This window comes from Clostridium magnum DSM 2767 (assembly GCF_001623875.1).
Classification (GTDB): Bacteria; Bacillota; Clostridia; order Clostridiales; family Clostridiaceae; genus Clostridium_AM; species Clostridium_AM magnum.
Map to the genome: position 1 here is coordinate 260,871 of NZ_LWAE01000004.1, position 23,619 is coordinate 284,489.

Annotated in this window: 23 protein-coding genes; 6 read left to right on the forward strand and 17 right to left on the reverse strand. The window is 32.8% G+C overall.

From position 1 onward, the window contains the following. Nucleotides 1-96 precede the first annotated feature (96 nt). A complete protein-coding gene (locus CLMAG_RS17990; protein ID WP_066626282.1) occupies nucleotides 97-1,569 on the reverse strand; it encodes an aminoacyl-histidine dipeptidase in 1,473 nt (490 codons plus the stop codon). A gap of 500 nt (nucleotides 1,570-2,069) precedes the next feature. Here CLMAG_RS17990 and CLMAG_RS17995 point away from each other — a divergent pair, with 500 nt between their 5' ends. After that, entirely contained in the window at nucleotides 2,070-2,279 is a 210-nt protein-coding gene (locus CLMAG_RS17995; protein ID WP_066625766.1) for a (2Fe-2S)-binding protein, read from the forward strand. Nucleotides 2,280-2,409: 130 nt separating this feature from the next. After that, entirely contained in the window at nucleotides 2,410-4,758 is a 2,349-nt protein-coding gene (locus tag CLMAG_RS18000) for a PAS domain S-box protein (RefSeq protein ID WP_066625769.1), read from the forward strand. A 104-nt stretch (nucleotides 4,759-4,862) separates the two neighbouring features. Here the strand turns inward: CLMAG_RS18000 and CLMAG_RS18005 are convergent, their stop codons facing one another. Continuing rightward, a complete protein-coding gene (locus tag CLMAG_RS18005) occupies nucleotides 4,863-5,390 on the reverse strand; it encodes a serine/threonine protein kinase (protein ID WP_242873071.1) in 528 nt (175 codons plus the stop codon). Nucleotides 5,391-5,858: 468 nt separating this feature from the next. On the opposite strand from CLMAG_RS18005, the gene CLMAG_RS18010 reads away from it, so the two are divergent. From CLMAG_RS18010 to asnB, 3 genes are all read left to right on the forward strand, one after another. Then, nucleotides 5,859-7,025, forward strand: a complete 1,167-nt coding sequence (locus CLMAG_RS18010) for an iron-containing alcohol dehydrogenase (protein WP_066625772.1) — start codon at nucleotides 5,859-5,861, stop codon at nucleotides 7,023-7,025. A 447-nt stretch (nucleotides 7,026-7,472) separates the two neighbouring features. Further along, nucleotides 7,473-8,639, forward strand: coding sequence for an iron-containing alcohol dehydrogenase (locus tag CLMAG_RS18015; RefSeq protein ID WP_066625774.1), 1,167 nt, complete (start codon nucleotides 7,473-7,475; stop codon nucleotides 8,637-8,639). Between the two features lie 195 nt (nucleotides 8,640-8,834). Beyond that, entirely contained in the window at nucleotides 8,835-10,676 is a 1,842-nt protein-coding gene (gene asnB, locus CLMAG_RS18020; RefSeq protein WP_066625776.1) for an asparagine synthase (glutamine-hydrolyzing), read from the forward strand. Between the two features lie 83 nt (nucleotides 10,677-10,759). Here the strand turns inward: asnB and CLMAG_RS18025 are convergent, their stop codons facing one another. After that, entirely contained in the window at nucleotides 10,760-12,451 is a 1,692-nt protein-coding gene (locus CLMAG_RS18025; protein ID WP_066625778.1) for a methyl-accepting chemotaxis protein, read from the reverse strand. Nucleotides 12,452-12,921: 470 nt separating this feature from the next. Here CLMAG_RS18025 and CLMAG_RS18030 point away from each other — a divergent pair, with 470 nt between their 5' ends. Beyond that, on the forward strand, nucleotides 12,922-13,572 hold the full coding sequence (locus tag CLMAG_RS18030; RefSeq protein WP_066625781.1) for a flagellar brake protein: 651 nt from the start codon (nucleotides 12,922-12,924) through the stop codon (nucleotides 13,570-13,572). Nucleotides 13,573-13,754: 182 nt separating this feature from the next. Here CLMAG_RS18030 and CLMAG_RS18035 read toward each other — a convergent pair whose 3' ends face one another. The 14 genes from CLMAG_RS18035 to CLMAG_RS18100 form a co-directional block, all read right to left on the reverse strand. Then, a complete protein-coding gene (locus tag CLMAG_RS18035) occupies nucleotides 13,755-14,060 on the reverse strand; it encodes a phage integrase N-terminal SAM-like domain-containing protein (protein ID WP_066625788.1) in 306 nt (101 codons plus the stop codon). Between the two features lie 386 nt (nucleotides 14,061-14,446). After that, nucleotides 14,447-14,740 (reverse strand): ethanolamine utilization microcompartment protein EutM, encoded by a 294-nt coding sequence (eutM, locus tag CLMAG_RS18040; protein ID WP_066625796.1) that lies wholly within the window; start codon nucleotides 14,738-14,740, stop codon nucleotides 14,447-14,449. Between the two features lie 75 nt (nucleotides 14,741-14,815). Beyond that, nucleotides 14,816-15,466, reverse strand: a complete 651-nt coding sequence (locus CLMAG_RS18045; RefSeq protein WP_066625798.1) for a phosphate propanoyltransferase — start codon at nucleotides 15,464-15,466, stop codon at nucleotides 14,816-14,818. Continuing rightward, nucleotides 15,466-17,073 (reverse strand): acetaldehyde dehydrogenase (acetylating), encoded by a 1,608-nt coding sequence (locus CLMAG_RS18050; protein WP_066625799.1) that lies wholly within the window; start codon nucleotides 17,071-17,073, stop codon nucleotides 15,466-15,468. Before CLMAG_RS18050 ends, CLMAG_RS18045 begins: the two co-directional genes overlap by 1 nt. A 34-nt stretch (nucleotides 17,074-17,107) precedes the next feature. Continuing rightward, entirely contained in the window at nucleotides 17,108-17,794 is a 687-nt protein-coding gene (locus CLMAG_RS18055; protein ID WP_066625800.1) for a BMC domain-containing protein, read from the reverse strand. A gap of 184 nt (nucleotides 17,795-17,978) precedes the next feature. Continuing rightward, on the reverse strand, nucleotides 17,979-18,671 hold the full coding sequence (locus CLMAG_RS18060; RefSeq protein WP_066625802.1) for a cupin domain-containing protein: 693 nt from the start codon (nucleotides 18,669-18,671) through the stop codon (nucleotides 17,979-17,981). A gap of 50 nt (nucleotides 18,672-18,721) precedes the next feature. Continuing rightward, nucleotides 18,722-19,270 carry a BMC domain-containing protein gene (locus tag CLMAG_RS18065; protein WP_066625804.1) on the reverse strand — a complete coding sequence of 183 codons (549 nt, stop codon included), beginning with the start codon at nucleotides 19,268-19,270 and terminating at the stop codon, nucleotides 18,722-18,724. Between the two features lies 1 nt (nucleotide 19,271). Continuing rightward, nucleotides 19,272-20,600: a 4Fe-4S dicluster domain-containing protein gene (locus CLMAG_RS18070; protein ID WP_066625819.1), complete on the reverse strand. Its 1,329-nt coding sequence runs from the start codon at nucleotides 20,598-20,600 to the stop codon at nucleotides 19,272-19,274. A 62-nt stretch (nucleotides 20,601-20,662) separates the two neighbouring features. Next, on the reverse strand, nucleotides 20,663-20,926 hold the full coding sequence (locus CLMAG_RS18075; RefSeq protein ID WP_066625822.1) for a EutN/CcmL family microcompartment protein: 264 nt from the start codon (nucleotides 20,924-20,926) through the stop codon (nucleotides 20,663-20,665). After that, nucleotides 20,923-21,225: a BMC domain-containing protein gene (locus CLMAG_RS18080; protein WP_066625828.1), complete on the reverse strand. Its 303-nt coding sequence runs from the start codon at nucleotides 21,223-21,225 to the stop codon at nucleotides 20,923-20,925. The genes CLMAG_RS18075 and CLMAG_RS18080 overlap by 4 nt, the downstream gene beginning before the upstream one ends. 18 nt (nucleotides 21,226-21,243) lie before the next feature. Then, a complete protein-coding gene (gene eutJ, locus CLMAG_RS18085) occupies nucleotides 21,244-22,089 on the reverse strand; it encodes an ethanolamine utilization protein EutJ (protein WP_066625831.1) in 846 nt (281 codons plus the stop codon). Further along, nucleotides 22,071-22,778, reverse strand: coding sequence for a cobalamin adenosyltransferase (locus CLMAG_RS18090; RefSeq protein ID WP_066625834.1), 708 nt, complete (start codon nucleotides 22,776-22,778; stop codon nucleotides 22,071-22,073). Before CLMAG_RS18090 ends, eutJ begins: the two co-directional genes overlap by 19 nt. A gap of 6 nt (nucleotides 22,779-22,784) precedes the next feature. After that, nucleotides 22,785-23,231, reverse strand: a complete 447-nt coding sequence (locus CLMAG_RS18095) for a EutP/PduV family microcompartment system protein (RefSeq protein WP_066625836.1) — start codon at nucleotides 23,229-23,231, stop codon at nucleotides 22,785-22,787. Continuing rightward, complete coding sequence (locus CLMAG_RS18100) at nucleotides 23,228-23,581, reverse strand: BMC domain-containing protein (protein WP_066625839.1); 354 nt, start codon at nucleotides 23,579-23,581, stop codon at nucleotides 23,228-23,230. Before CLMAG_RS18100 ends, CLMAG_RS18095 begins: the two co-directional genes overlap by 4 nt. Between the last annotated feature and the right edge of the window lie 38 nt (nucleotides 23,582-23,619).

Sequence of the window (23,619 nt, forward strand, 5' to 3'; positions counted from 1 at the left end):
TTCTCGATAATAGGATATAAAATTCTATTTCAGGATATATTCACAATAGAAAATTAGACCAAAAACTTAACATCTTTGGTCTAATATATATTATTATTATTTTATATTCTTCAAAACTTCCACTAGGTAATCCCACATTCTTTGAACAGAAGAAATACTCATATGCTCATCAGGAGTGTGTACATCATAAAGATTTGGTCCAAATGAAATCATATCCATTTTGCCATCAAACTTCTCTCCTAATAGACCGCATTCAAGCCCTGCATGAATTGCAGTTATTTCTGGCTTATGCCCATTGATTTTCTCAAATACTTCCACGAAAGTATTTCTAATCTTTGAATCAGGATTATATGCCCATTCTGGATAATCAGATTCCTTAGAAACTGTTGCACCAACAAGCTTTGCAATAGTTTCTACTCTTGTAAATATATCCCTCTTCAAGCTGTTTACCGAGCTTCTAATAGCACTTATAAATTCTATTCTATCTTCTTCTGTTGTCACTACTCCAAGATTTATTGAGCTCTCTACTAACCCCGGAATATCCATGCTCATGGAACTAATTCCATCTTGAACTAAGTATAAATAGTTAATTACACTCTCTGTACTTTTGCGTGATAACACTCTAGAAGTTCCTTCGGATAAAACCTCAAAATTCACTCTTAAATCTGGATCTGGTGTTCTAAGCTCGTCCTTTAATATCTGCTCTAATTCAGTTATTTTTTCACTTACCTTAACCTTATCTTCAGATTTAACTAATATAACTGCATCTGCTTCACGTGGAATTGCATTGTGCTTTGATCCTCCAGTAATTTCACCTAATGTAAAATCTACAGAATCAGATAATATAGCAAGTATACGTCCCATTAGCTTATTTGAGTTTCCTCTTCCCTTATTAATCTCCATTCCAGAGTGTCCACCCTTTAGTCCTCTGATTCTTATTACGCACGTTACTAAATCTTTATCTGGTTCCTCCCAAACAGCAGGGATTGTAGTTTTAGCAGTTATTCCTCCAGCACAGCTTACAAGAAGAGTTCCTTCTTCTTCTGAATCTATATTAATAAGAATTCTACCATCTATATTGTTAGGATTTAATGCCTCTGCTCCAGCCATACCTGTTTCCTCTTCTGTTGTAACTAACAATTCTAAAGCCGGATGCTGGATTTCTTTAGAAGCTAAAATTGCCATTCCCATTGCAACTGCAATTCCATTATCTGCTCCAAGAGTTGTTCCTGTTGCATAAATCATGTCATCAATAATTTTTAACTGCAGCGGATCTTTCGTAAAATCATGTTGTGTATCTACATTCTTTTCACAAACCATATCCATATGCCCTTGTATAATTACTGATGGTCTATTTTCATACCCAGAAGTTGCCTTCTTTTTAATGATTACATTTAATGCTGGGTCCTGAATAACTTCTAAGTTGTGTTGTTCTGCAAATGATACTAGATAATTGCTAACCCCTCTTTCATTCCCTGATCCTCTTGGAATTCGAGAAAGTTCTTCGAAATACTTAAATACTTCAAGAGGTTTTATGTCCTTTAATATTCTATTTACCACCTTTACCATCCTTTCCATTAATTCATTTACATATGAAATAAATCTAAATAATAACATTTTTGCATGATTATATTTCACCATAAACTCTAACAAAAATCAATACTTGTAAGAAAATATAATTTCATTCAATTTTTGCTTCATAAGCTCATTATTCTTCGTAGTCTAACATCTAAATAATAGACTTATGTTCACAGAAATATCCCACCTAAAACATATCTATAGCCTAAGTAGATTTTTTATATTAATAATAAAATTTATATTTACATTTTCACCAATAACCTTTATAATAATTACAAGATAATAATTATCCCCTAATAATAATTATCTTGTAATTATTAAATTTTTATACTCCCCCTATTGATCCTCCTTAAACTTAGAATCGGAGATTTAGCTTCATTTCATAGCTAAATCTCCAGTTAACGTTTTGCATATAAATAGCACTTGAAACCCATAATAAAAATTAGAATATCATTTACAAATTGAAATTTCTTAATAATTGGAGTGATAACATGGAACAAAATATAAAACCAGAGATTCTAGATAAGCTTACAAAAGTGTGTATTTGTAAAGGAATATCTAGAGCTACTATAAAAAACGCTATATTGAATGGGGCTACAACAATAGAAGAAGTTAAAAAATCCACAGGGGCTGGATCCGGTTCTTGTGTTGGTAAACGCTGCACTCCTAAAATTGAACAATTACTAGAAGAGTTAAAATAATAAAAAAACAGCTTTGTAATATGCTTACAAAACTGTTTTTTTATTTTATAATAAAGTTAGACATTTATTTTATTTTTGAAAGGAGTAAATAAAAAATTTGGTTTAACTTACCATTTTTTTAGTGATTATTATGGATGACATGTTTATAAGTAATAAAAATTTCTATGAAAATTTAAGTTTCTTATCAAATATTTCTGTACCATTAATTCTTATGGATACTAATGGCTGTATAAAAGAATTAAATGATGCAGCATATGAAATGTTTCATAATATATTCATCAATAGAAATATAGATATCTCAAAAGAGAAATCAAAAAATACACTTTGGTTTATTAGAGATGAATTTATATCTTTTAGAAATAGCACTAATGCTTCTGATCATTTTTATAAAGAGGTAAAAATAAGAAATATTCACTGGACTTTTAACGGACAATTTTTAAAATTAGAAGATCAAATTGTCTTAATTTTAAATTATCGGTTACATAAAGGTGAATCGATAAAGAATGCTCTTCAGCTAGCATCTATTGTAGATTCATCAGAGGATGCTATTATAGCAACAGATTTAGATGGAGAAATAATAAGCTGGAATAAGGCATCCGAAAGAATTTATGGATATAGCAAAAAAGAAATAGTAGGAAAAAACTTTATAATCTTGGCTCCAGATAAAAAAATAGAAGAAGCCTCAAAACTACTAAACAAAATAAAGAAAGGCCAAGAAATTAAAAACTTTGAACTTAAGGTTTTAACTGTTCAGGGCGAAGAAATCTATCTATCTGTAAATATATCACCAATAAGAAATCATTACGGTGATATAGTAGGCGCTTGTGCCATAGCTAGAGATATAACTGAAAATAAAAAACTTCATCAGGAATTATATAATAGCGAAAAAAGATTTAGAAGCATCTATGAACAATCTCCTATCGGCATAGAGCTATTCGACGCCAACGGTGTAGCAATATCTGCAAACAAATCTTTTTGTAAGATGTTTAAAATAAATGATGTTACTGACTTTAAACACGATAATTTCTTTGAAAGTCCTTATATGGCAAAAGAGGTAAAAGAAAAAATTATTAAAAAGCAGACTTCTAGAATAACCTGCAAATATGTTTTAGTAAAACGACCTAACTCTAATATTAATAAAGAAGGAATCTGTTACTTTGATATGATAACAACACCAATTTTAAATGAACAAGGAGAGCTTTCTTCCATATTATGCCAAGTACAGGATATAACTAAAAAAATAGAATCGGAAAAAGAATTAAAAAAGGCTAAAATTTCTGCTGAAGAAGCTAATAGTTCAAAAAGTAAATTTTTGGCGAATATGAGTCATGAAATAAGAACCCCTATAAATGGAATAATGGGTATGACAGACTTAGCATTGATGACTGATCTTACCGATGAACAAAAGGAATATTTAAATATGGTTAAAACCTCTTCTAGACACCTACTTGATATAGTTAACGATATTTTAGACATTTCAAAAATAGAGGCAGGCAAATTTAAATTAGATTTAGAGTCTTTTAATCTTGAAGAAAAAATTAAAAAACTAATAAAAAACTTCTCTATTCTTGCTGAGGAAAAATTTATAGAAGTTATGTATTTTATAGACCCAAGGCTAAGCGATATTGATATAATTAGTGACCCACTGAGATTAAATCAAATTTTAATGAATCTATTAAGCAATGCCTTAAAGTTTACTGAGAAAGGTACAATAATTCTTTGCGCTAAAAGAATACAAGCTCCTGATGGAATAATTAGAGCTCAGTTTTCTGTATCTGACACTGGTATAGGTATACCCGAAGATAAGATGGACAAACTTTTTAAAAATTTCAGCCAAGTAGATGATTCCTATACAAAAAAATATGGTGGAACAGGGCTTGGACTCGCTATATCAAAACAAATTGTCAATATGATGAATGGCAGCATATGGGTAAACAGTACAAAAGGTCAAGGTAGCTGCTTCTATTTTACCGCCGAATTTGCGCCTTCTAAAAATAATAATCACACTACAACTGATAGCAATGAATCAGAATTATTTAATGAAGATTTCCAGTACAGCAGTAGTCCAAATAAATATTATGACATATCACAAGATGAAGTTGTATATCCCTATAGTAAAACCATATTAATTGTAGATGATAATGAAATAAATCAACGGCTTATTTCATCTTTATTAGCTAAAAAAGGTTACAATTATATCTCAGCCTTTAATGGAAATGAAGCTTTAAAGATACTAGAATGTCAAATTGTAGATTTAATACTTATGGATATTCAAATGCCGGAATTAAATGGATTAAAGACAACAATGGCTATCAGAGATTCAGAAAATGTAATAGGAATACATATCCCTATTATAGCTATGACGGCCTATGCAATGATGGGTGACAAAGAGAATTTTTTAGATTCGGGTATGGATGACTATATATCAAAACCAATTGACTTCCAAACCTTTTATGATATTATTGAAAAATATATTTAGTCCAGCAAAACTAAAGGTTTGAGTATTATAAAGCTGTAAAATATAGCTTTATAATACTCAGATTATTCAAGAACACTATTCCTTGCATAGTGTCTTTGACCTCTTTACCTCTTCCACAGTTTATATAAATCTGGCCTTTCCTCTCTCAATATCCTATAAAACTTTTTTGAAACATTCTGTCTTCTAAGTTCTCGTAGTAAAAGTCTAGGATAACGTTCTTTCCATGTAGTCTGCGATGCAGGATCAATAACCATTATTGACTCATCTTCTTTTACATATATATGTGCACCTCTAATATCTAATCTTTTAAAATCGAATTTTCTGAATTCTTCTATGAGATTAATTAGGTTTCTAGCTAAAGTCTTGCTTAATCCATTTTTTCTTATATAAGAAGAAAGAACCTCACCCTCAACATAGTCTCTAATAATGACTTTATCAATTTTTGTATAAACTCTAGGGAAATATTTACTCCCCTGTGCAGCTTTTAGTGTTTCATATTCCTCTCTACATGCACGTTCCGTTTTACAAATCTTTATAACTTTTCCATCAGGCATTAAGTATACCTTTCCGTTCTTACCATGGCCTAAATATTTAAATTTATCTAATTCATATTGTTCTTCGAAAATCATCATCTAAATCCTCCTTTATTATTATGTAATATCTTTATTAAGCAGGAGCATTAAAATCAGATTTTCTTTCCTTACTTATTACTATACTAAAGTTTACGGAAAAGTGTACCAAGCTTCCTATAGTTATCTGTATGTGGAAATTTAATTAAGCAATATACTATATGGAAATTTTTAATATTTTTTAATGTGAAATTTAAAACCACATTAAATATCACGTTCTAAAGTGGAACAATAGTTCAAAAAAAGAACAGTGTTTTTTGAATATATGTATAAAAATGGCACAAAACCATACTATCTCATATTACAAACGGGCATAATACCATATTCTTACTATTGGTATAGTTATTGCTATTAAATAATTATGGATATAAAGTATATAAATTACAAAATCTCAACAATATGTCATGTATAGTAGAAGAACAAATCGTTCCAATACTTTGCATAAAATCAAATTTTTAGGGGGTAGAAAAAATGTCAAGATTTACATTACCAAGAGATCTTTATTTCGGAGAAAATGCTTTAGAGTCATTAAAAACTTTAAAAGGTAAGAAAGCCGTAGTAGTTGTTGGTGGCGGATCAATGAAAAGAGCCGGTTTCCTTGATAAAGTAGAAGAATATTTAAAAGAAGCAGGTATGGAAGTTAAATTAATTGATGGTGTTGAACCAGATCCATCTGTTGAAACCGTTATGAAAGGCGCTCAAATAATGAGAGATTTCGGGCCAGATTGGATAGTTGCAATGGGTGGAGGTTCACCAATAGATGCAGCTAAAGCTATGTGGATATTCTATGAATACCCAGACTTTACTTTTGATCAAGCTGTAGTTCCTTTTGGGTTACCAGAATTAAGACAAAAAGCTAAATTCTGTGCTATATCTTCTACAAGCGGAACTGGTACTGAAGTTACTGCTTTCTCAGTAATCACTAATTACCAAGCTAGAATAAAATATCCTTTAGCTGACTTTAACATAACCCCTGATGTAGCTATAATAGATCCAGCACTAGCTCAAACAATGCCTCCTAAATTAGTTGCTTATACTGGAATGGATGCTTTAACTCATAGTATTGAAGCTTATGTAGCAACTGCAAGATCAAATTTCTCTGACCCACTTGCAATGAAAGCAATACTTATGATAAAAGATTACTTAGTAAGATCCTATAAAGGAGATGTAGAAGCAAGAGGCCTAATGCATGAAGCTCAATGTTTAGCTGGAATGGCATTCTCAAATGCTTTACTTGGAATAGTTCATAGTATGGCTCATAAAACTGGTGCTGTATTCCATATTCCTCACGGATGTGCTAATGCTATATATCTTCCATATGTAATTCAATTTAACAGAAAAACTTCTGAAGCTAGATTCGCTGAGATCGCTAGAGAGTTAGGATTAACTGGATCTACTAATGCCCAATTAACAGATTCATTAGTAAATCTAATTAGAGATTTCAATAATGCTATGAATATTCCTCTAACATTAAAAGACTATGGTATAAGCGAAGAAGACTTTAATGCAAACTTAGACTTTATATCCAAAAATGCTCTTACAGATGCATGTACCGGATCAAATCCAAGATCAGTAGATTTTGATCAAATGAAGAAAATATTCCAATGTACATTTACAGGTGAAGACGTTCTTTTCTAAATTATAAGCTAGAAAATAAAACATACATTAGGTGGATAACCCACCTAATGTATGTTTATTTTTACTAAAATAATGTTATCACAATGAGCTCCTCTACATTCTAGTATTTTTTTCTTTTTACTTATTATCATACTAAATTTTATAAAAAAACATATCATAATCTTCTCAAGTTTTAAAAAATAAATTCATGATTTTTTTTAAATTTTATATTTTTTACCTTTGTACATATCAGTAAATCGCAAACCTATAGTTGATAATGTTAAATTAAGTCACTAATATTTGACTTTTTCTTACATCCCATATCCATTAATTATATCTTTTTCATATTTTTTTAATATTTTTTTGATTATAGTATAGAATATTCCGAAAATGATGATATAATAATATTAGGTTATTTTTTTAACATTAAATTGCAAATTTTTCAAAGAAACAAGGGGGTCAAAAAAAATGTCAAGATTTACATTACCAAGAGATCTTTATTTTGGAGAGAATTCTTTAGCTGAATTGAAAAATTTAAAAGGTAAGAAAGCTGTAGTTGTTGTTGGTGGCGGCTCAATGAAAAAGTTTGGTTTTCTTGCGCAAGTAGAAAACTACTTAAAAGAAGCAGGGATGGAAGTTAAATTATTAGAAGGTGTTGAACCAGATCCATCTGTTGAAACCGTTATGAATGGAGCTCAATTGATGAGAGATTTTGAACCTGATTGGATAGTTTCAATAGGCGGAGGCTCACCAATAGATGCTGCTAAAGCTATGTGGATATTCTATGAATACCCAGAATTTACTTTTGAACAAGCTGTAGTTCCTTTCGGACTACCAGAATTAAGACAAAAAGCTAGATTCGTAGCTATACCATCCACAAGTGGAACTGCTACTGAAGTTACAGCTTTCTCAGTAATTACTGATTACAAAGCTAAAATAAAATATCCTTTAGCTGACTTTAATTTAACTCCTGATATAGCTATTATAGACCCAGCATTAGCTCAAACAATGCCTCCTAAGTTAACTGCTCACACAGGAATGGATGCTTTAACTCATGCTATTGAAGCCTATGTAGCAACTGCAAGATCACATTTCTCTGATCCACTTGCAATGCAAGCAATAGTTATGGTAAGAGATTTCTTAATAAAATCCTATGAAGGAGATAAAATAGCAAGAGATGAGATGCATATAGCTCAATGTTTAGCTGGAATGGCATTCTCAAATGCTTTACTTGGAATAGTACATAGTATGGCACATAAGACTGGTGCTGTATTCCATATCCCACATGGATGTGCTAATGCTATATATCTTCCATATGTAATTCAATTCAATAGAAAAACTTCACAAGGCAGATTTGCTACTATAGCTAGAAATTTAGGATTACGCGGAAATAGCGATGTTGATTTAACAAATTCATTAGTAGCTATGATTAAAGATATGAACAAGAAACTTGATATTCCTTTAACATTAAAGGATTATGGTATAACTGAAGAAGATTTCAATGCAAACTTAGACTTTATATCAGAAAATGCTCTTTTAGATGCATGTACCGGTTCAAACCCAAGACCAATAGATTTTGATCAAATGAAGAAATTATTCCAATGTATATATACTGGTGAAGATGTTACGTTCTAATATATAATCTTTAAAAATAGACACACATCAGATGGCATTAAATCCATCTGATGTGTGTCTATTCTAATATCACATCAAATATTCGTATTTACCCTAATTGTTTATATTAACCTGTAACACATAGTTGCCTTTTTCCATAAAATATATTTGAAGTATAAATTATATTTTACTAAAAATAAATCGGAGGCGACTTCTATGTGTGGAATTGCAGGATGGCTTAACCTAAAATCAGATATTTCTAAATCAGATCTAATTATTGCAAAAATGACCAAGACCTTAAGTAAAAGAGGACCTGACGATGAAAATTACTACATCTCAAGAAATGCAGTATTAGGTCATAGACGACTTATAGTTGTGGACCCCACTGGTGGTGCTCAACCAATGTGTAAAACAATTAGAAAAGATAAATATGTTATTGTTTATAATGGTGAACTATACAATACAGAAGATTTGAGAAAAATACTTATAGAAAATGGTTATTCTTTCGGATCTTACTCCGATACTGAGGTTCTTCTGACATCTTATATTCACTGGGGAGCAGACTGCGTAAAATATATAAATGGTATATATGCCTTTGCAGTATGGGATGAAACTAAGAAAAACTTATTTATGGCAAGAGATCCATTAGGTGTTAAACCTTTATTTTATACTATTAAAGGAGACTCACTTATATTTGGATCAGAAATAAAAACTATACTTGCCCATCCTTTTGTTAGACCTAGTATTGATAAACAAGGTTTAACTGAAATTTTTGCACTAGGCCCTGCTCGATCCTTAGGAAGTGGAGTTTTTAAAGGTATAAACGAAGTTCCACCTGCACACTATTTATTTTATAATCGTGATGGAGTAAATTTAAAAGAATACTGGAAATTAAAATGCGAACCTCATTATGAAGATGCAAAAACTACTGCTGAACATGTAAAAAGTCTATTGGTAGATGCAATAGAAAGGCAACTTGTTGCTGATGTTCCTGTCTGCACCTTTCTTTCAGGCGGTTTAGATTCCAGTGCTATTTCTGCTGTTGCATCCACTTACTTCCAAAAACAAGGAGGAATATTAGATACTTATGCAATTGACTATGAAGACAATGATAAATATTTTGAGTCTAATGAATTCGAACCTACATCTGATAAATTCTGGGCATTAGAGATGTCTAAGTTTATTAATAGTAATCATAATATTGTGGTTAACAGCAGTGAAGATTTAGCTCAAGCTCTTGTAGATTCCTTTAAAGCTAATGATTTGCCTGGCATGGCTGATATAGACTCTTCACTTTTTCTTTTCTGTAAAGACATTAGAAAAAATGCTACTGTTGCACTATCCGGTGAATGCGCAGATGAAATTTTTGGCGGATACCCTTGGTACACAAGACCAGAAGATATTAATGCAGATACATTCCCATGGTCCAAATCCGTTGGTGCAAGAAAACAACTCCTCTCTAATGACCTTAAGTCTTTAGATTTAGAAGGTTATTTAAGAGAAGAGTATCAACAAACTATAAAGAAAGTTCCTTACCTAGATGGAGAATCTAAACATGAAAGACGTATGCGTGAGTTATTCTATCTTAATATTAAGTGGTTTATGATAACACTACTAAATAGAAAAGATAGAATGAGTATGGGAAATAGCCTGGAAGTAAGAGTTCCTTTTGCAGATTACAGGCTTGTAGAATATGCCTTTAACATCCCATCTGCAATAAAATTCTATAATAACAGAGAAAAAGGTATTCTTAGGGAAGCTTTAAGAGGAATACTTCCTAATGATATTATAGATAGAAAAAAGAGTCCTTATCCTAAAACTCATAATCCTAAATACACACAAATAGTTCAGCAGTGGATGCAGCGTATTATGGATGATAAATCCTCACCTATTTTAGGTTTAGTAGATAAAAAAGCTATACAAACATTGATAGAAACCGGTGGATCTTCCTTTAAAACTCCTTGGTTTGGCCAACTTATGAGAGGACCTCAGTTACTAGCTTATTTGATACAGGTTAATGAGTGGTTGAAGGAGTATAAGGTTAGTATAGAATTATAGAAAAATAAATGGTCTGTTACATTAGCGATTTTTCAAATCACTATGAACAGACCATTTCACTATGAACAGACCATTTAAAAGGCTTATATTTTAAATTTACAAACAAGTTCGTTAAGTCTTCGTGACAACTCTGCTTGACTATGTGCTGAATTAGATACATACTCAATCCCCTGTGCTGCTTCATTTATGTTAGTTAATATCTTATTAGAATCTTCTGATGATTTTTGTGCTATACCAGCCATATTCTGTACTGCTTCACTAACCTGATTAATTGTCGCATTAATTTCTTCTGACATAGATGATATATCATCAGACATCTTACTTACGAAATCAGCATCATTATAATATTCATTTCCCATATTAGAAAAAGAATTAAACTGTGGATTTATATCACTATTAATAAACCTTAACACTTCATTACTATTATTAGATAGGTTTCTAAAGGCTTCTTGCACTTTTAATACAGTATCCTGAATACCTGTTACCGCTTGGGATGATTGTTCTGCAAGTTTTCTTATCTCTTCTGCTACCACTGCAAAACCTCTTCCTTCTTCCCCTACTCTAGCTGCTTCTATAGCCGCATTTAATGCCAATAAATTAGTCTGTTCTGCTATACTTGCAATAGTGTCTGCCATTATTTTTATATTCTCTACTACTTTTCCATCTTCGATAGCTTTTAATGTTCTTTGTTCATTTGCCCTATATAGATTTGATATATTTTCTACTGCAACTTTGCCATCGTTTTGCATCTCAACAGCTCTTTCTTTAAACTGATTAGCATTATTACTGCCCTCCATTGCCTTTGATGATAACTCATTTATACTGGAATCTACTTCTTCTACAGATGCTGTAATTTCTTCCGCTGAAGCACTTGTTTCCTGTGATCCATTTACTATTTCTTCAGTAGATCTATTTATAGTTTTAAATTTAGCGGTCATTTCCTCAACTGTTGCTGAAAGTTCTTCACCTGAAATATTCAAACTTTGTGAACAACTTAATATTTCTTTAAGTAATTGTACTAAATCTTTCTGCATTAGGTTAACTGAATTTGACAATTGCCCTATTTCATCTCCACGTTTCAAAAATGCTTCTGGAAGAACTATTGTAAAATCTCCTTTTGAAAGAGTTTTTAAATCTGAAGCTATAATTTGAATTGGTTTAGATATGTTTGCTTGTAAAATATAACTAAAAACTATAGCAATAATTAGTCCCCCAACTATAAGTATAATTGCAGAAATCATTATGTATTTAATAATATTTTCTCCGTCTAAAATTGCGGAATGATTTTTGCTATTTTCATTATCTACAATTTTATCCAAATTATTAAATAAATCCTTTTCCTGTAAACTAAAATCAGTCATTTCTTTGTTGGATATTTGAGATATATTTTTAGCATTTAAAATATTATTTATATGTGTAAAATATTTGTCTGCCTTTGCATTTGTCTCATTTAACAGATTCTTATCATTTTCTGAGGTAGTTATAGTTTCTAATTGCTTACTTAATTTTTTGTAATTTTCCATCGAATCACGTATCCAGGTCTTTCTAGTGCTAACTGCTTGTGCATCTTCCATTACCCTTATATCTCTGACATTTATACCACAAGCATTTATAGAATTTCTTAACTCTTGAACTGTAGTTAATTTTATATTAGTATTCCATGTAACCTTTAGAATATTTATTTTCAATATCATGATTATAGAAAATATAGCCATAAAGGTAATCATAACAGCAAAAGATATAAATATTTTTTTTCTCACATTAAGGTTTTTCATTATGCGCCCTCCCTAGTACCTGATTAATTACAAAATATTTAGATATTTACGATTATTTTATCATAATTATTTATACATTCAATTTGTTGATTCTAGAATTATATGGTATCATAACGTTTAAATTTTCAAATTAAGGCTTCCTAGGTACTATTTTCTACAAATTTTATTAAAATTTTCATTTATATTCCTATAGTGGAATTTGGAAGAGTTAACGCGAAGGTAATATGGGACGAAGGGAAACTGTTACTTACAGTTTCCACTGATTATTATAAAATAAAGAAGACTTTAAAACAGAAAAAACTTAGATATATCAGCAGAACAGAAATAATCTTTTCCTTTTGAGATAACACTTTTTTAATACTTTTTTAACACTTCTATGATATTGTTAGTAATAATGATTTATTTTCTATATATCTGGTAGGTAATGTAAAAAATAAGGTCATCTACTAATATTGAGGTGTAAGGGTAATATGGAAAACTTTAAGATTATCGATTTAAAAGTAAATAAACAAATTCAATTTATGAATGATAAAATGTTTTTTGTAGGCAAAATTATAAAAATAGAGGATAAGTTCCTCGGAGTAATGATTTCTAGTGCACAAGACTACGTTAAAATTTTTAATGCAAATGAAATTGCAAACTTTTTTATCGTTTTTGAAGAAGAAGCCTATTGGTGCAACTCCACAGTTATTGGGTATAGGACAGATGATTATTCTCAGTTGCTAATTTTAGAACAACCAAAAGTTATTAATAGGATAGATAGAAGGAAATCGCCAAGGATACCAGCAATATTAGATATTGAATACTGCTTCTTACCAGATAATATAGGTGAGCTAACGAAAGTTACTCAAGGATATCAACGAATGAAAAAAAAGACGTTTACCATTGATATTAGTAGAGGGGGCATAGCCCTTATAACCTATGAAAAAATTCAAAAAGGAAAGTTACTTTTTCTTTCTTTTAAAATCAAAGAAAATATCGTTTCTGTATGCTCTGTTGTTAGATCGGAAGCCAATGAAGGGAACAGAAACTTTAAAACTGCGCTAAAGTTTGTTGATATTGACGTTAATCATGAAAATATTATTAATGAGTATATTAACGAAAAAATAAAATCGAATTAATAACGTTTTGAGCTTTGACATGAATAATGTAATGAATAACCTAAATGAACAACAGTAGCACAATACCCATCGAATATATTAACTTTAGTTACTATGCTATAACCATAAATAATAAATACCACAAAAAAGAAAAAACTTAGCTATATCTACATAAAAAGCAAGGTGATTAATCCCTGGCCTTTTTAATTAACCCTTTTATATTTTTTTCTTACAATATAGTTCTTAGGAGGATTTTTGTAATAGAAAAACCTACTAAGCATAGCCAGTGCACAAAGTTTAACGTTTATAGTCTGCGTGTTTTTCTTCTCTACCAACAATAAATAGTCTTTGTACTCTTTACTAGTCTCCTTATCCAATTGGTAAATATTTTCATTTTTACTGCTATAGTACCAATTTATAAATTGTTCAATACATCTTGAATATGTCTTAATTGTACTCAAACTTTTACGCTCCTTGTATAACAAATACTTTTCAAATTCTTCTATCATATATACACACCTCTCCTTTGTTATTACTTAAGTTTCCTACCTTTTTATAAAAAGCTTTTTTGTTTCAAATAGGAAGAAGCTGTCCCTTGCTATTATGAGACAGCCTCTTTTAATATTGTACACTTTAATTGAAGCAAGATCTTAATTCAGATGGGGATTCTTTTACTCCATCTGAATTTTAGAGCTGCGAATGCATGGCTTACTTGGCGTTGAACTCCCACTTAAGCAGAGAACCAAAATCTATGATTTTGTGTGAATGGGTCAAGCAGACATCCCAAATCTATGATTTGGTGATGGTCGCTTACTCTGTGAGTACTCCTCTGACGTTAGGAAGATGAGTTTCATATAAAGTTGGAGACTTACGCCAAGTTAGTCAGGTTAAAATCTTATTTTGCAGCTTCTTTATTAGTTGTTGGAAGAATTACTTCAACTTCAGAATGTGGACGTGGGATAACGTGAACTGACATTAATTCTCCAACACGTTGTGCAGCAGCAGCACCAGCATCTGTAGCAGCTTTAACAGCTCCAACATCACCTCTAACCATAACAGTTACAATTCCGCCTCCAACATATTCTTTACCTATTAAATATACATTTGCAGCCTTAACCATAGCATCTGCTGCTTCTATTGCTCCTACTAATCCTTTAGTTTCTATCATTCCTAATGCATCATATTTCATTTTAAAATCCTCCTAAATATTTTTTATTTTTATATTTTAATTTTTAATTATAAACTTTTATTTTTATTAGTTTCTTTATTTTGCTATTGTTATTTTTGAGCTTCCGCTAATTCCCATTGCATTGGCTTCTTCAATATCAAGATGACATTCAAGACTTGAAGCATCGTTAGCTCTAATAGCTACATTGCTGTATACTCCACCTCTTAAGTCATCAAATTTTATAGATACTACATCTCCATCACAAACTCCTAAATTTTTAGCATCTTCAGGTGTCATATGAATGTGTCTTTTAGCAACTACTAATCCTTCTTCAATTTGAACAGAACCCTTTGGTCCAACTAATGTAATTCCAGGTGTTCTGCTTAAATCGCCTGATAGTCTTACATGTGGCGCTGCTCCAAGTTTGACGCAGTCTCCGGCTAATACTTCAACTTGAGTCTTACTTCTTACAGGTCCAAGAATTCTAACTTTCTCAATGGCACCCTTGGATCCACAAACTGTTACAACTTCCTTACAGGCATATTGTCCAGGTTGAGATAAATCTTTAAGTTTCACAAGTTGATACTCTTTACCAAATAAACATTCTAAATCCTTTTGTGAAAGATGCACATGTCTATTAGAAATACCTACTGGAATCTCAGATAAACTTCCTTCACCTACAGTTTTTTTTTCATTAGCTTTAACTGTTTCCATCAAAAGTTTTAATACTGATTCGAAGTTATCCATTAGTTTGCCCCCTTAATAGCAGCAACTATTTGGTTAACTAAGTCTAAAAGTCCTTCGTTTTTTGTGCCTTCATTTTTTGTAGCTTCATTGCTAGTACAAGTGTTATCAGTTGCAGCGGATTCACTTACTTTGTTTAAAGCTGCTGCAGCTGCTGCAATTTGAGCTGGACTCATGTTCATAAATGTGTTTTCAATTTGATTACAGCTTTCAGTAGTTTTTACACAGTTGAAAGTTGGATCAGCATCTGCTAATGTCGAACAATCTTTTATACCATAAGCAACTCTCTTAATGTTTACAAGATGCTCTGGAGTAACATTCTCAGATACTGAACTTCCTCCCCATGTACCGCATCCTAAAGTAAATGAAGGATTAAGTCCTGTGCTCGCACCTGTTCCACCTTGAGTTCCACCAGTATTAACAAGAATACGTGAAGCTGGCTTTTTAGCAAACTTCATAACTATATCTCTATCTTCAGTATGAATGCTCATTGTATGACCAATTCCATTTTGAAGTAATTCAATACTTAATTCACATGCTTCATGCCAGTCTTTTACTGTATAGAATCCAAGAACTGTTGTAAGTTTTTCAAAGGATAATGGGTTACCTTCTCCTACTCCATCTTGTCTTCCTATAAGTACTTTTGTTCCTTCTGGAATTGTAATTCCTGCAGCACTAGCAATAATTTGTGGACTTCTTCCGACAAACTTAGCATTCATAGCATGTCCATTCTTGAATAACAGCCTACAAACTTTATCAGTTTCTTCTGCTGTCATAAAATATCCACCTTGTTTTTTGAACTCTTCAACAACTCTATCATGATTGCATTCTTCACAGATTATTGATTGCTCTGAAGCACAGATTGTACCGTTGTCGAAAGTCTTACTTGCCATAATGTTTCTAACAGCTTTTTCTATATCAGCAGTTCTTTCGATGTATGCTGGAGAGTTTCCTGCACCAACACCAAGAGCTGGTTTTCCTGAGCTATAAGCAGCTTTAACCATTCCTGGACCACCTGTAGCTATTATTATAGCAACTTCCCTGCACTTCATTAATTCATTTGTAGCTCCAATTGTTGGAATACTTACTGCACTTATAATGTTCTCTGGAGCACCAGCTGCAACAGCAGCATCATGCATTAATTGAACTGCCTTAGTTGTACATTTTGCAGCAGATGGATGTGGTGCGAACACTATGGCATTACGGGATTTAATTGAGATCATAGCTTTGAAAATAGCTGTAGATGTTGGATTTGTTGAAGGTACTATCCCCATAACTAAACCAACTGGCTCAGCAATCTCTATAAGCTTATTGATAGGATCTTCTTTAATTACACCTATAGTCTTCATATCTTTTATTGAATTATATAGTATAGTAGCTGCTAAATGGTTTTTAAAGGCTTTATCTTCAGCTTTCCCAAAACCAGTTTCTTCAACTGCCATTTCTGCTAAACAAACAGCATGTTCTTCTGCAACCTTAACCATATTGCGTAAAATTTTATCGATTTGCTCTTCAGTGTAATCAGCAATTTTATCCGCTGCCACTTTTCCAAGTCTGGCAAGATTTCTAGCTTCTTGTATTGAGCGTAAATCTTTATCAAAATTTTCCATTGTTTCATACTTCCCTTCTTAGCCTTAACAATAGCTATTTTTTCTCATAATATAGCTTAAATTTAGTAATTAATAAATTTTTATCTGCCTTTGAAATTGCTCTACCTTTGATTACAAAATCTTTATACTCACGAGCTAGATTTCTAAGTTTAATAACCTTTAACTTAGATAACATAGAAATAGCTTTCTCTATACCATTTTGACTTACTAACTTATCTACATCATCTTTGCACAGATTTTCTAAGTTCACCTTGTGTATTTTACCTGAATCTAAAGCATCTTGATTTTTTTCAACCTTCTCTTCAGCTTTTTCTACAGCTTTTGCTTCTTCTGCAATTTCTTCCACAACTTCTGCTTCTACAATTTGTGTTTTTTCTATATCATCTACATCATCAAAGTTGTCTTCATTCTCTGCCTCTTCATTAGGCCCTAAATTCTCTTTAGGATTATTAGGCCCAATTATGCTTTTCAATTCCTCATGAGGACGTGGAATTAAATGCTGTGAAACCAAAAATTCTTCATCAAGTTTTTCAACAGCTGCTGCTCCAGCTTCTATAGATGCTTTTACTGCACCAACATCACCTGTAATTAAAATTGTAACAAGGCCACCACCTACATAAGTTTTTTCAACAATCCTTACATTTGCTGATTTCACCATTGCATCAGCTGCCTCAATAGCTGCAAGTAATCCCTTTGTTTCTATTAGACCAAGCGCTTGCATAGGTTTATCCTCCTAGTCTTCTATGAAGTTAAGACTTGAATCAGGTGAGGTTTGTCTTCGACTCCGGGGCATTGCCCGTTAAATGCCATTTAGGCATTTAACCCTCATCTGATTCTTAGTCGGACGAATCCAGGGACGTAGCCGCTCTTTGCTCCCTCTTGAAAAAGTGTGAGTATTAGAGCGGTTAGTCATCGGATAAAAGATCCGCCCAATTTGCTGGATATGTTGTATAGAATACCCTAGCCTTGTCTGGTGAACCCCAAACAACCTTAGTACCTGATGGTACAAACAGCACATCGCCAGCATGAGCTGTATATGTCTTTCCATTGATCTCAACTGTTAAAGTTCCCTCAATAACATAATCAATCTCTTCGTAAGTTAACTCCCAATCAAATTTTGAATTTTCGATAACTAAAAATCCAGCACTCATCTTTGATTCTTCTTTACTTACCAGCTCTTGGTAATAAACTTTGTTATCTGGATTACCAGTATCAAATACATCCATCTTTACTGAACTTCCTCTAACAACCTTAAGTCCACTAGCATCAGTGTCAGCTTCGTACGGAAGCTTTTTTGCATTTAAGCATTCAATCATTTGCTGTAAAAGACCTTTGTCCATCATTGCTCTAAAGAGGTTAAGCAGCTGATCGCAATCCATGTCCTCTACATTTAGTGGCCTTTTGGCTTCTGGTAGTGATTTTTTAGCTTCTGGCTGCTGTACTTTAACTTCAGGAGCTTTTGTAGTAAATACTATTCCATTGTTTTTAGCAAGATCTTGAGCTGATGGTGTAATTATTTCACTACCATCTATATAAAATACCTTTTCCCCATTTAGTATTAATGCTTCAACATCTTTTGCACATATTAATTTTTTCACTTTATCACTTCCTTTCAAATATACTTTCATATATAAGAGTTCTTAATACATTAGAACAAAGATGCCAGAAGTCTGTCGGACACCGAAGGTATAACTTCAGCATTTACCAGTAGACCTTTTTGTTCCGCAATAGCCTTTCCTGCTTCAACACCAGTTTGAACTGCAGCCACATCTCCAGTAAAAGTGAAGAATGACTTACCGCCCAGTCCTGTTCCTAAGCGAAGTTCTAAAGGCTGTAATTCAGCAGCTTTCAGAATTGCATCAGCAGCAATAACCATCGTTGCTAAGGAGAAAAACTCTATAATTCCTAAAGCCTGAATTTTATCTGGCATTGTTGCACCTGTTATTGCTGGGAATACTTCAGGGCTGACATTTGGTATAATAATAGAATCAACCAAAAATTCTTCTGCCAACCTTTCACCAACACTGACTGAATCCTGAACTGCTGCAATATCACCTTGAACGATAGCAATATATTTGCCCGGACAAACAGAACTAGCTGTTACTATTTCCACATCAGCAGTTTTTACCATTTGATCTGCTGCATATATACCACGTGCAATACTTGTAAATTCAATCATTCCTATTGCTTTTGACATATCAGTCCCTCCTTATCGCAATGAAATCATTTCCACTTTCCACCACTGTTCCTGAAATACTTGCATGAATGGTAGCCCCCAAACTATCTTCAGGAATTCTGCCAATAAGTTGGCCTAGCTCCACATGATCTCCAACAGAAACAACAGTCACTGCTGGTGCTCCTACATGCTGTCTTGTTGCAATGTGCACCAATTCAGGTTTTATTTCAACTTCTGTCATAGGAGCGGGCTTGTCAAAATCATGCAACCCTAGTCTAGCCATAAGGCGCTTACTTGGAACCAACCGATATTCACGATTTTTGCTAGCAGTAAACTCCGACTTCACTGACTTATACCTTATATTTTTTTCTGCCAATTTACCTTTAAAATAAAGATTTGCAGATTTAGGATAAAGTCCTGCTGGGCATGAAAATAATTCACATAAATTACATTGACAACATAGCTGTGCACTCTTCTGTCCTTCAATATCTTCTAATTTATAATTTAAAGCTCTCATCATTTTGTGAGGCTGTATATTATGCCCAATGAGATAACGAGGACACATATCTGTACACATACGACACTGCTCACAGGAAGATTTATTTATTCTTCTTGCCCGTTCTATATTCATAGATTTTTTACGAATAAGAAAATGATTTTTCTTTAATATTACAAATCCCTTGTTTTTCTTTGTAATATACCCATCTGTACTACTCATCACAGGTCCCATCATAGGACCACCATCAATAACTGCATAGTTATCAAAATTTTCTATACTGCTAAGCTTTAGCACATCTACAATAGGTGTTCCTATTGGTACCTTTACAGTCAATGGTCTAGGAATATCTCCTGCAATTGTAATATATTTTTCTGTAACCGGCTTCCCCATGGACCCATGGTAAATGTTTAATGCCGTTTCTGAATTCACTACTACACATCCAACCTGAATTGGAATACCTGCTTCAGGAACAACTCTGCCTGTAAGCTCATAAACCAGAACCTGTTCATCACCTGCCGGATAAATATCTGGAAGCTCTTTTACTTCAACAAAATCCCCTACTTGCAGTGCCTCAATCCTTTCTTTTAGAATTGAAATCACTTTCTTGTGTTTCCCTTTAATACCTATAAGAGCTTTCCTAGCTCCAACTAACCTTCCCGCTGCTTCAAATCCTTTAATTATTTCATCTGGAAATAACTCCATCAACTGCTGATCCACCCGCAGCAAAGGTTCACACTCAGCTCCATTAAGAAGTATATATTCCGACTTTGATGTTAGCTTTGCATGTGTAGGGAACCCCGCACCGCCTGCACCAATAACGCCGGCTTCTCTTACCATTTCAAGAAGATTCATTTTTACCTCCCTTGCAGTTCTCTGTGATCCATAGGAATTGCTAGTTCTTATGAATCCTGAACTTATCCAAAATTGCAATCTTCATCAATTATTCCGATAACAACTGCATCTACAGGAATATTTTCATTCCCTAACATTCTGCGAGCAGAGGATCCGGTACTAACTATAACCCTGTCACCAATACCTGCACTGATGTTATCTGCAACAATAAATCTTCTTCCTTCATCTATTCCACCAATTTCCTCTGCAAGCATAAACTTAAGTCCGTTAAGTGATTCTGCTTTTCTAGTTGCCCATACATTATCAATAAGTCTTGCTGCTATCATATTGCTTTTACCTCTTTCATTTTTAATTTAATCTCATCTAATGCAGATTCAACTGATGCTGTGTCACCAAAAATCCCAAGTAAAACCATATGTTGAGGGCATGTGCCTCTAATGTCTTCAACGGTAACCCCAACAGCTTTCTCAGCAATATCTGCAGCATAAATCATATCAATAAGTTTACCTTGAATAAGTCCTATTGCATCACTACTGTCTAAGTCTGTTTTACAGTTTCCACCCATTCGTCTTCTTAAAATATCTTTAGTGCTTTGGGAGGGTGATTTTATGATTCTAAAATCCACTTTTAAACACTCTCCTCATTACTCAATAATATCTTGAGTGCAGCTTAATGCTATACCAATTGGTGTTACAAACATAGGATTCTTAGGTTTATGAGTATAAACTCCTGTTTGTTTTTCAATAATTTCTTCGATTCCTGTCAAGCAACAAGTACCACCTACTAAAGAAATTTCCTTCACATCATAATTTTGAATATTATAATTAATAATTGATGCTACCTTTTCAACTACTGGCTTTAGCACTGGTAAAATTTCTTTATGATTCTTGTTATCTCTTTTAAACTTATCTGCCTCCTTAAAAGACATTCCATAGGCACCAGAAATAACTAGTGAAAAATGAGTACCACCTGTAGGTTCATCAACAACATGAACAACCTTTCCATCCTTTAGAATTGATATTCCTGTTGTTCCTCCGCCAACATCTACAACCGCACCATTTTCAATTTTAAGTACAGCATTAGCAGCAGTAGGCTCATCTAAAAGAGATGTAAGTTCAAATCCTGCAGCTTGGACTACATTTTTAATTGCTCCAGAGTCTAAAGCGTCAGTTCCAGGTGGAATTGCAGCAGCCGCATAAAGAAGCTCAGTATTAAGTTTTTCCTCAATTTCCTGTTTAAGTTCCCTAACAATCTTTATTGCTCCAATATAGTCAACAACCATGCCATCACGAACTACATCTGCATATCTATATCCACCTGCAACAGGTTCATAGTTTTCATCTAAAACTGCTACCACTACGCATGCAGTCCCTAGATCTACACCTGTATAATAAACAGAAGAGTTGCTAACAATTGGTTTTTCTATAACTTCTTCAAACTTCTGAACCATCTCATCACAATATTCAAAAGTTAGATTTTTCTCTGACATTGTTTCCCTCCTACTGCTGAACAAATCAATTGAGACAGCGAATTAATTATTGAATTAATAGTATTTATAATCCTATTTTTTAAATCGTCATCATCATTTTTGTAAGTATCAATTATTTGAAAGTGTAATTCCCTTAAAGCACAACGAAGTACATGGATTTTTAATATTGCACTGCTTTTATTAAGCTGCATATGGAATTCTGTTATTTCAAAACAATCCTCAAGCTCAGTTGTGAAATTTAATGAATTGATGCCTGTACACTCTTTGCAGTAAATAGGTTCAAGTGTACCTTTTCCTTCCACAACATTTCTTATATTTGATATTTTTCTACCCAAACTTATAACATTTTGTGCTAAAATAATATCTTCTCTTAATATTTCACTGCTAGTAACAAGAAATGTTGCCTCTGTAAATTTCAATTTACAACAAAGCTTCTTTTTCAAATTGAGATTTAAATTCACATTGGAATTACTGTTTTCCTCTTCCTTCACGGTTTCTACCTGTTTTACAGCTTTTATCTTATTACTTTCCTTCACCTTCGAATTATCAGTAATCATCTTTATTCTTTTATCAGATAAATATTGAGCTGCCCCAGGTGTAACACGCTGCCCCTGTTGTAACTTGTAGGTATTAAAAGGTTCTTTTCTGTATAAATCTCTTAAATACTCTTCAGTAATAAATCTGATCATCGACCTTTACTCCTTACCTTTTTCAAATAAATACTTCTTTAAGGCATCAATTCCTGTTCCCACCTTGAAACTAATATGAAAATATGGCTCAATTACTCCTATATTCTTTAGCTGCCTCAAACACTTTTCTTCATTTTCAGGCATCAGATCACATTTTGTTATGACTCCAATTACCGGACATCTAAAAGATTTTGCAAATCCATGGGAGTATATTTCAGTACAATTAGATTGATCAACCAATATAAGCACATAACATGCATCCTGAGCTGCTGCAATTATATGTTTATACATCCATGAATTTTCTATATAGGAGCCTGGAACATCAATGGTATTCTTACCATAGATCAAATCTGGTGTTCGCCTTAATGGACCATCATAATCATTTAATGCGTTAACTACTGTAGTTTTACCGCACCTTGAAGGCCCAATTACCATTATGCGCTTCCTTCTCATGTTCTTGTAATGGGAGCAGGAGTAAATCCAAGCATACTTTTAAGCGTATCATTTACTGCACAAAGTGCTGTTTCCACACTTTGAACATCACCGTTTATTACAACAGAGCCTGTGAAACGATCAAGGAATCCAATTTCAACATTAGAAGCCTTTGTGGCAATATCTGCTGCAATAATAGCAGTTTCATAGGGTGAAAGAGTTAAAATACCTATTGCCCCTCTTTCATCAATTCCAAGACGTTCATATATATCATGCATTGGCGATGCAATAACATGAGCTATAGTAATTTGCTTTCCTGGAACTGATTCTTGTATAATACGCTGTATATTCCTATCAGAAAAATCTCCCATAAATCTTACCTTCCATCTTAATTATCTATTTGAAAATT

What these genes read in the sequence shown, in the direction of transcription:
- CLMAG_RS18005 (WP_242873071.1), bottom strand. Translation starts at nt 5,390, where the DNA reads ATGATGATTTTCGAAGAACAATATGAATTAGATAAATTTAAATATTTA.
- CLMAG_RS18030 (WP_066625781.1), top strand. Translation starts at nt 12,922, where the DNA reads ATGGAAAACTTTAAGATTATCGATTTAAAAGTAAATAAACAAATTCAA.
- CLMAG_RS18090 (WP_066625834.1), bottom strand. Translation starts at nt 22,778, where the DNA reads ATGATCAGATTTATTACTGAAGAGTATTTAAGAGATTTATACAGAAAA.
- CLMAG_RS18075 (WP_066625822.1), bottom strand. Translation starts at nt 20,926, where the DNA reads ATGATAGCAGCAAGACTTATTGATAATGTATGGGCAACTAGAAAAGCA.
- CLMAG_RS18095 (WP_066625836.1), bottom strand. Translation starts at nt 23,231, where the DNA reads ATGAGAAGGAAGCGCATAATGGTAATTGGGCCTTCAAGGTGCGGTAAA.
- CLMAG_RS18055 (WP_066625800.1), bottom strand. Translation starts at nt 17,794, where the DNA reads ATGCAAGCGCTTGGTCTAATAGAAACAAAGGGATTACTTGCAGCTATT.
- CLMAG_RS18070 (WP_066625819.1), bottom strand. Translation starts at nt 20,600, where the DNA reads ATGAATCTTCTTGAAATGGTAAGAGAAGCCGGCGTTATTGGTGCAGGC.
- asnB (WP_066625776.1), top strand. Translation starts at nt 8,835, where the DNA reads ATGTGTGGAATTGCAGGATGGCTTAACCTAAAATCAGATATTTCTAAA.
- CLMAG_RS18010 (WP_066625772.1), top strand. Translation starts at nt 5,859, where the DNA reads ATGTCAAGATTTACATTACCAAGAGATCTTTATTTCGGAGAAAATGCT.
- CLMAG_RS18050 (WP_066625799.1), bottom strand. Translation starts at nt 17,073, where the DNA reads ATGGAAAATTTTGATAAAGATTTACGCTCAATACAAGAAGCTAGAAAT.
- CLMAG_RS18000 (WP_066625769.1), top strand. Translation starts at nt 2,410, where the DNA reads ATGGATGACATGTTTATAAGTAATAAAAATTTCTATGAAAATTTAAGT.
- CLMAG_RS17990 (WP_066626282.1), bottom strand. Translation starts at nt 1,569, where the DNA reads ATGGTAAAGGTGGTAAATAGAATATTAAAGGACATAAAACCTCTTGAA.
- CLMAG_RS18015 (WP_066625774.1), top strand. Translation starts at nt 7,473, where the DNA reads ATGTCAAGATTTACATTACCAAGAGATCTTTATTTTGGAGAGAATTCT.
- eutM (WP_066625796.1), bottom strand. Translation starts at nt 14,740, where the DNA reads ATGAAATATGATGCATTAGGAATGATAGAAACTAAAGGATTAGTAGGA.
- eutJ (WP_066625831.1), bottom strand. Translation starts at nt 22,089, where the DNA reads ATGTCAGAGAAAAATCTAACTTTTGAATATTGTGATGAGATGGTTCAG.
- CLMAG_RS18100 (WP_066625839.1), bottom strand. Translation starts at nt 23,581, where the DNA reads ATGGGAGATTTTTCTGATAGGAATATACAGCGTATTATACAAGAATCA.
- CLMAG_RS17995 (WP_066625766.1), top strand. Translation starts at nt 2,070, where the DNA reads ATGGAACAAAATATAAAACCAGAGATTCTAGATAAGCTTACAAAAGTG.
- CLMAG_RS18065 (WP_066625804.1), bottom strand. Translation starts at nt 19,270, where the DNA reads ATGTCAAAAGCAATAGGAATGATTGAATTTACAAGTATTGCACGTGGT.
- CLMAG_RS18035 (WP_066625788.1), bottom strand. Translation starts at nt 14,060, where the DNA reads ATGATAGAAGAATTTGAAAAGTATTTGTTATACAAGGAGCGTAAAAGT.
- CLMAG_RS18045 (WP_066625798.1), bottom strand. Translation starts at nt 15,466, where the DNA reads ATGGATAACTTCGAATCAGTATTAAAACTTTTGATGGAAACAGTTAAA.
- CLMAG_RS18025 (WP_066625778.1), bottom strand. Translation starts at nt 12,451, where the DNA reads ATGAAAAACCTTAATGTGAGAAAAAAAATATTTATATCTTTTGCTGTT.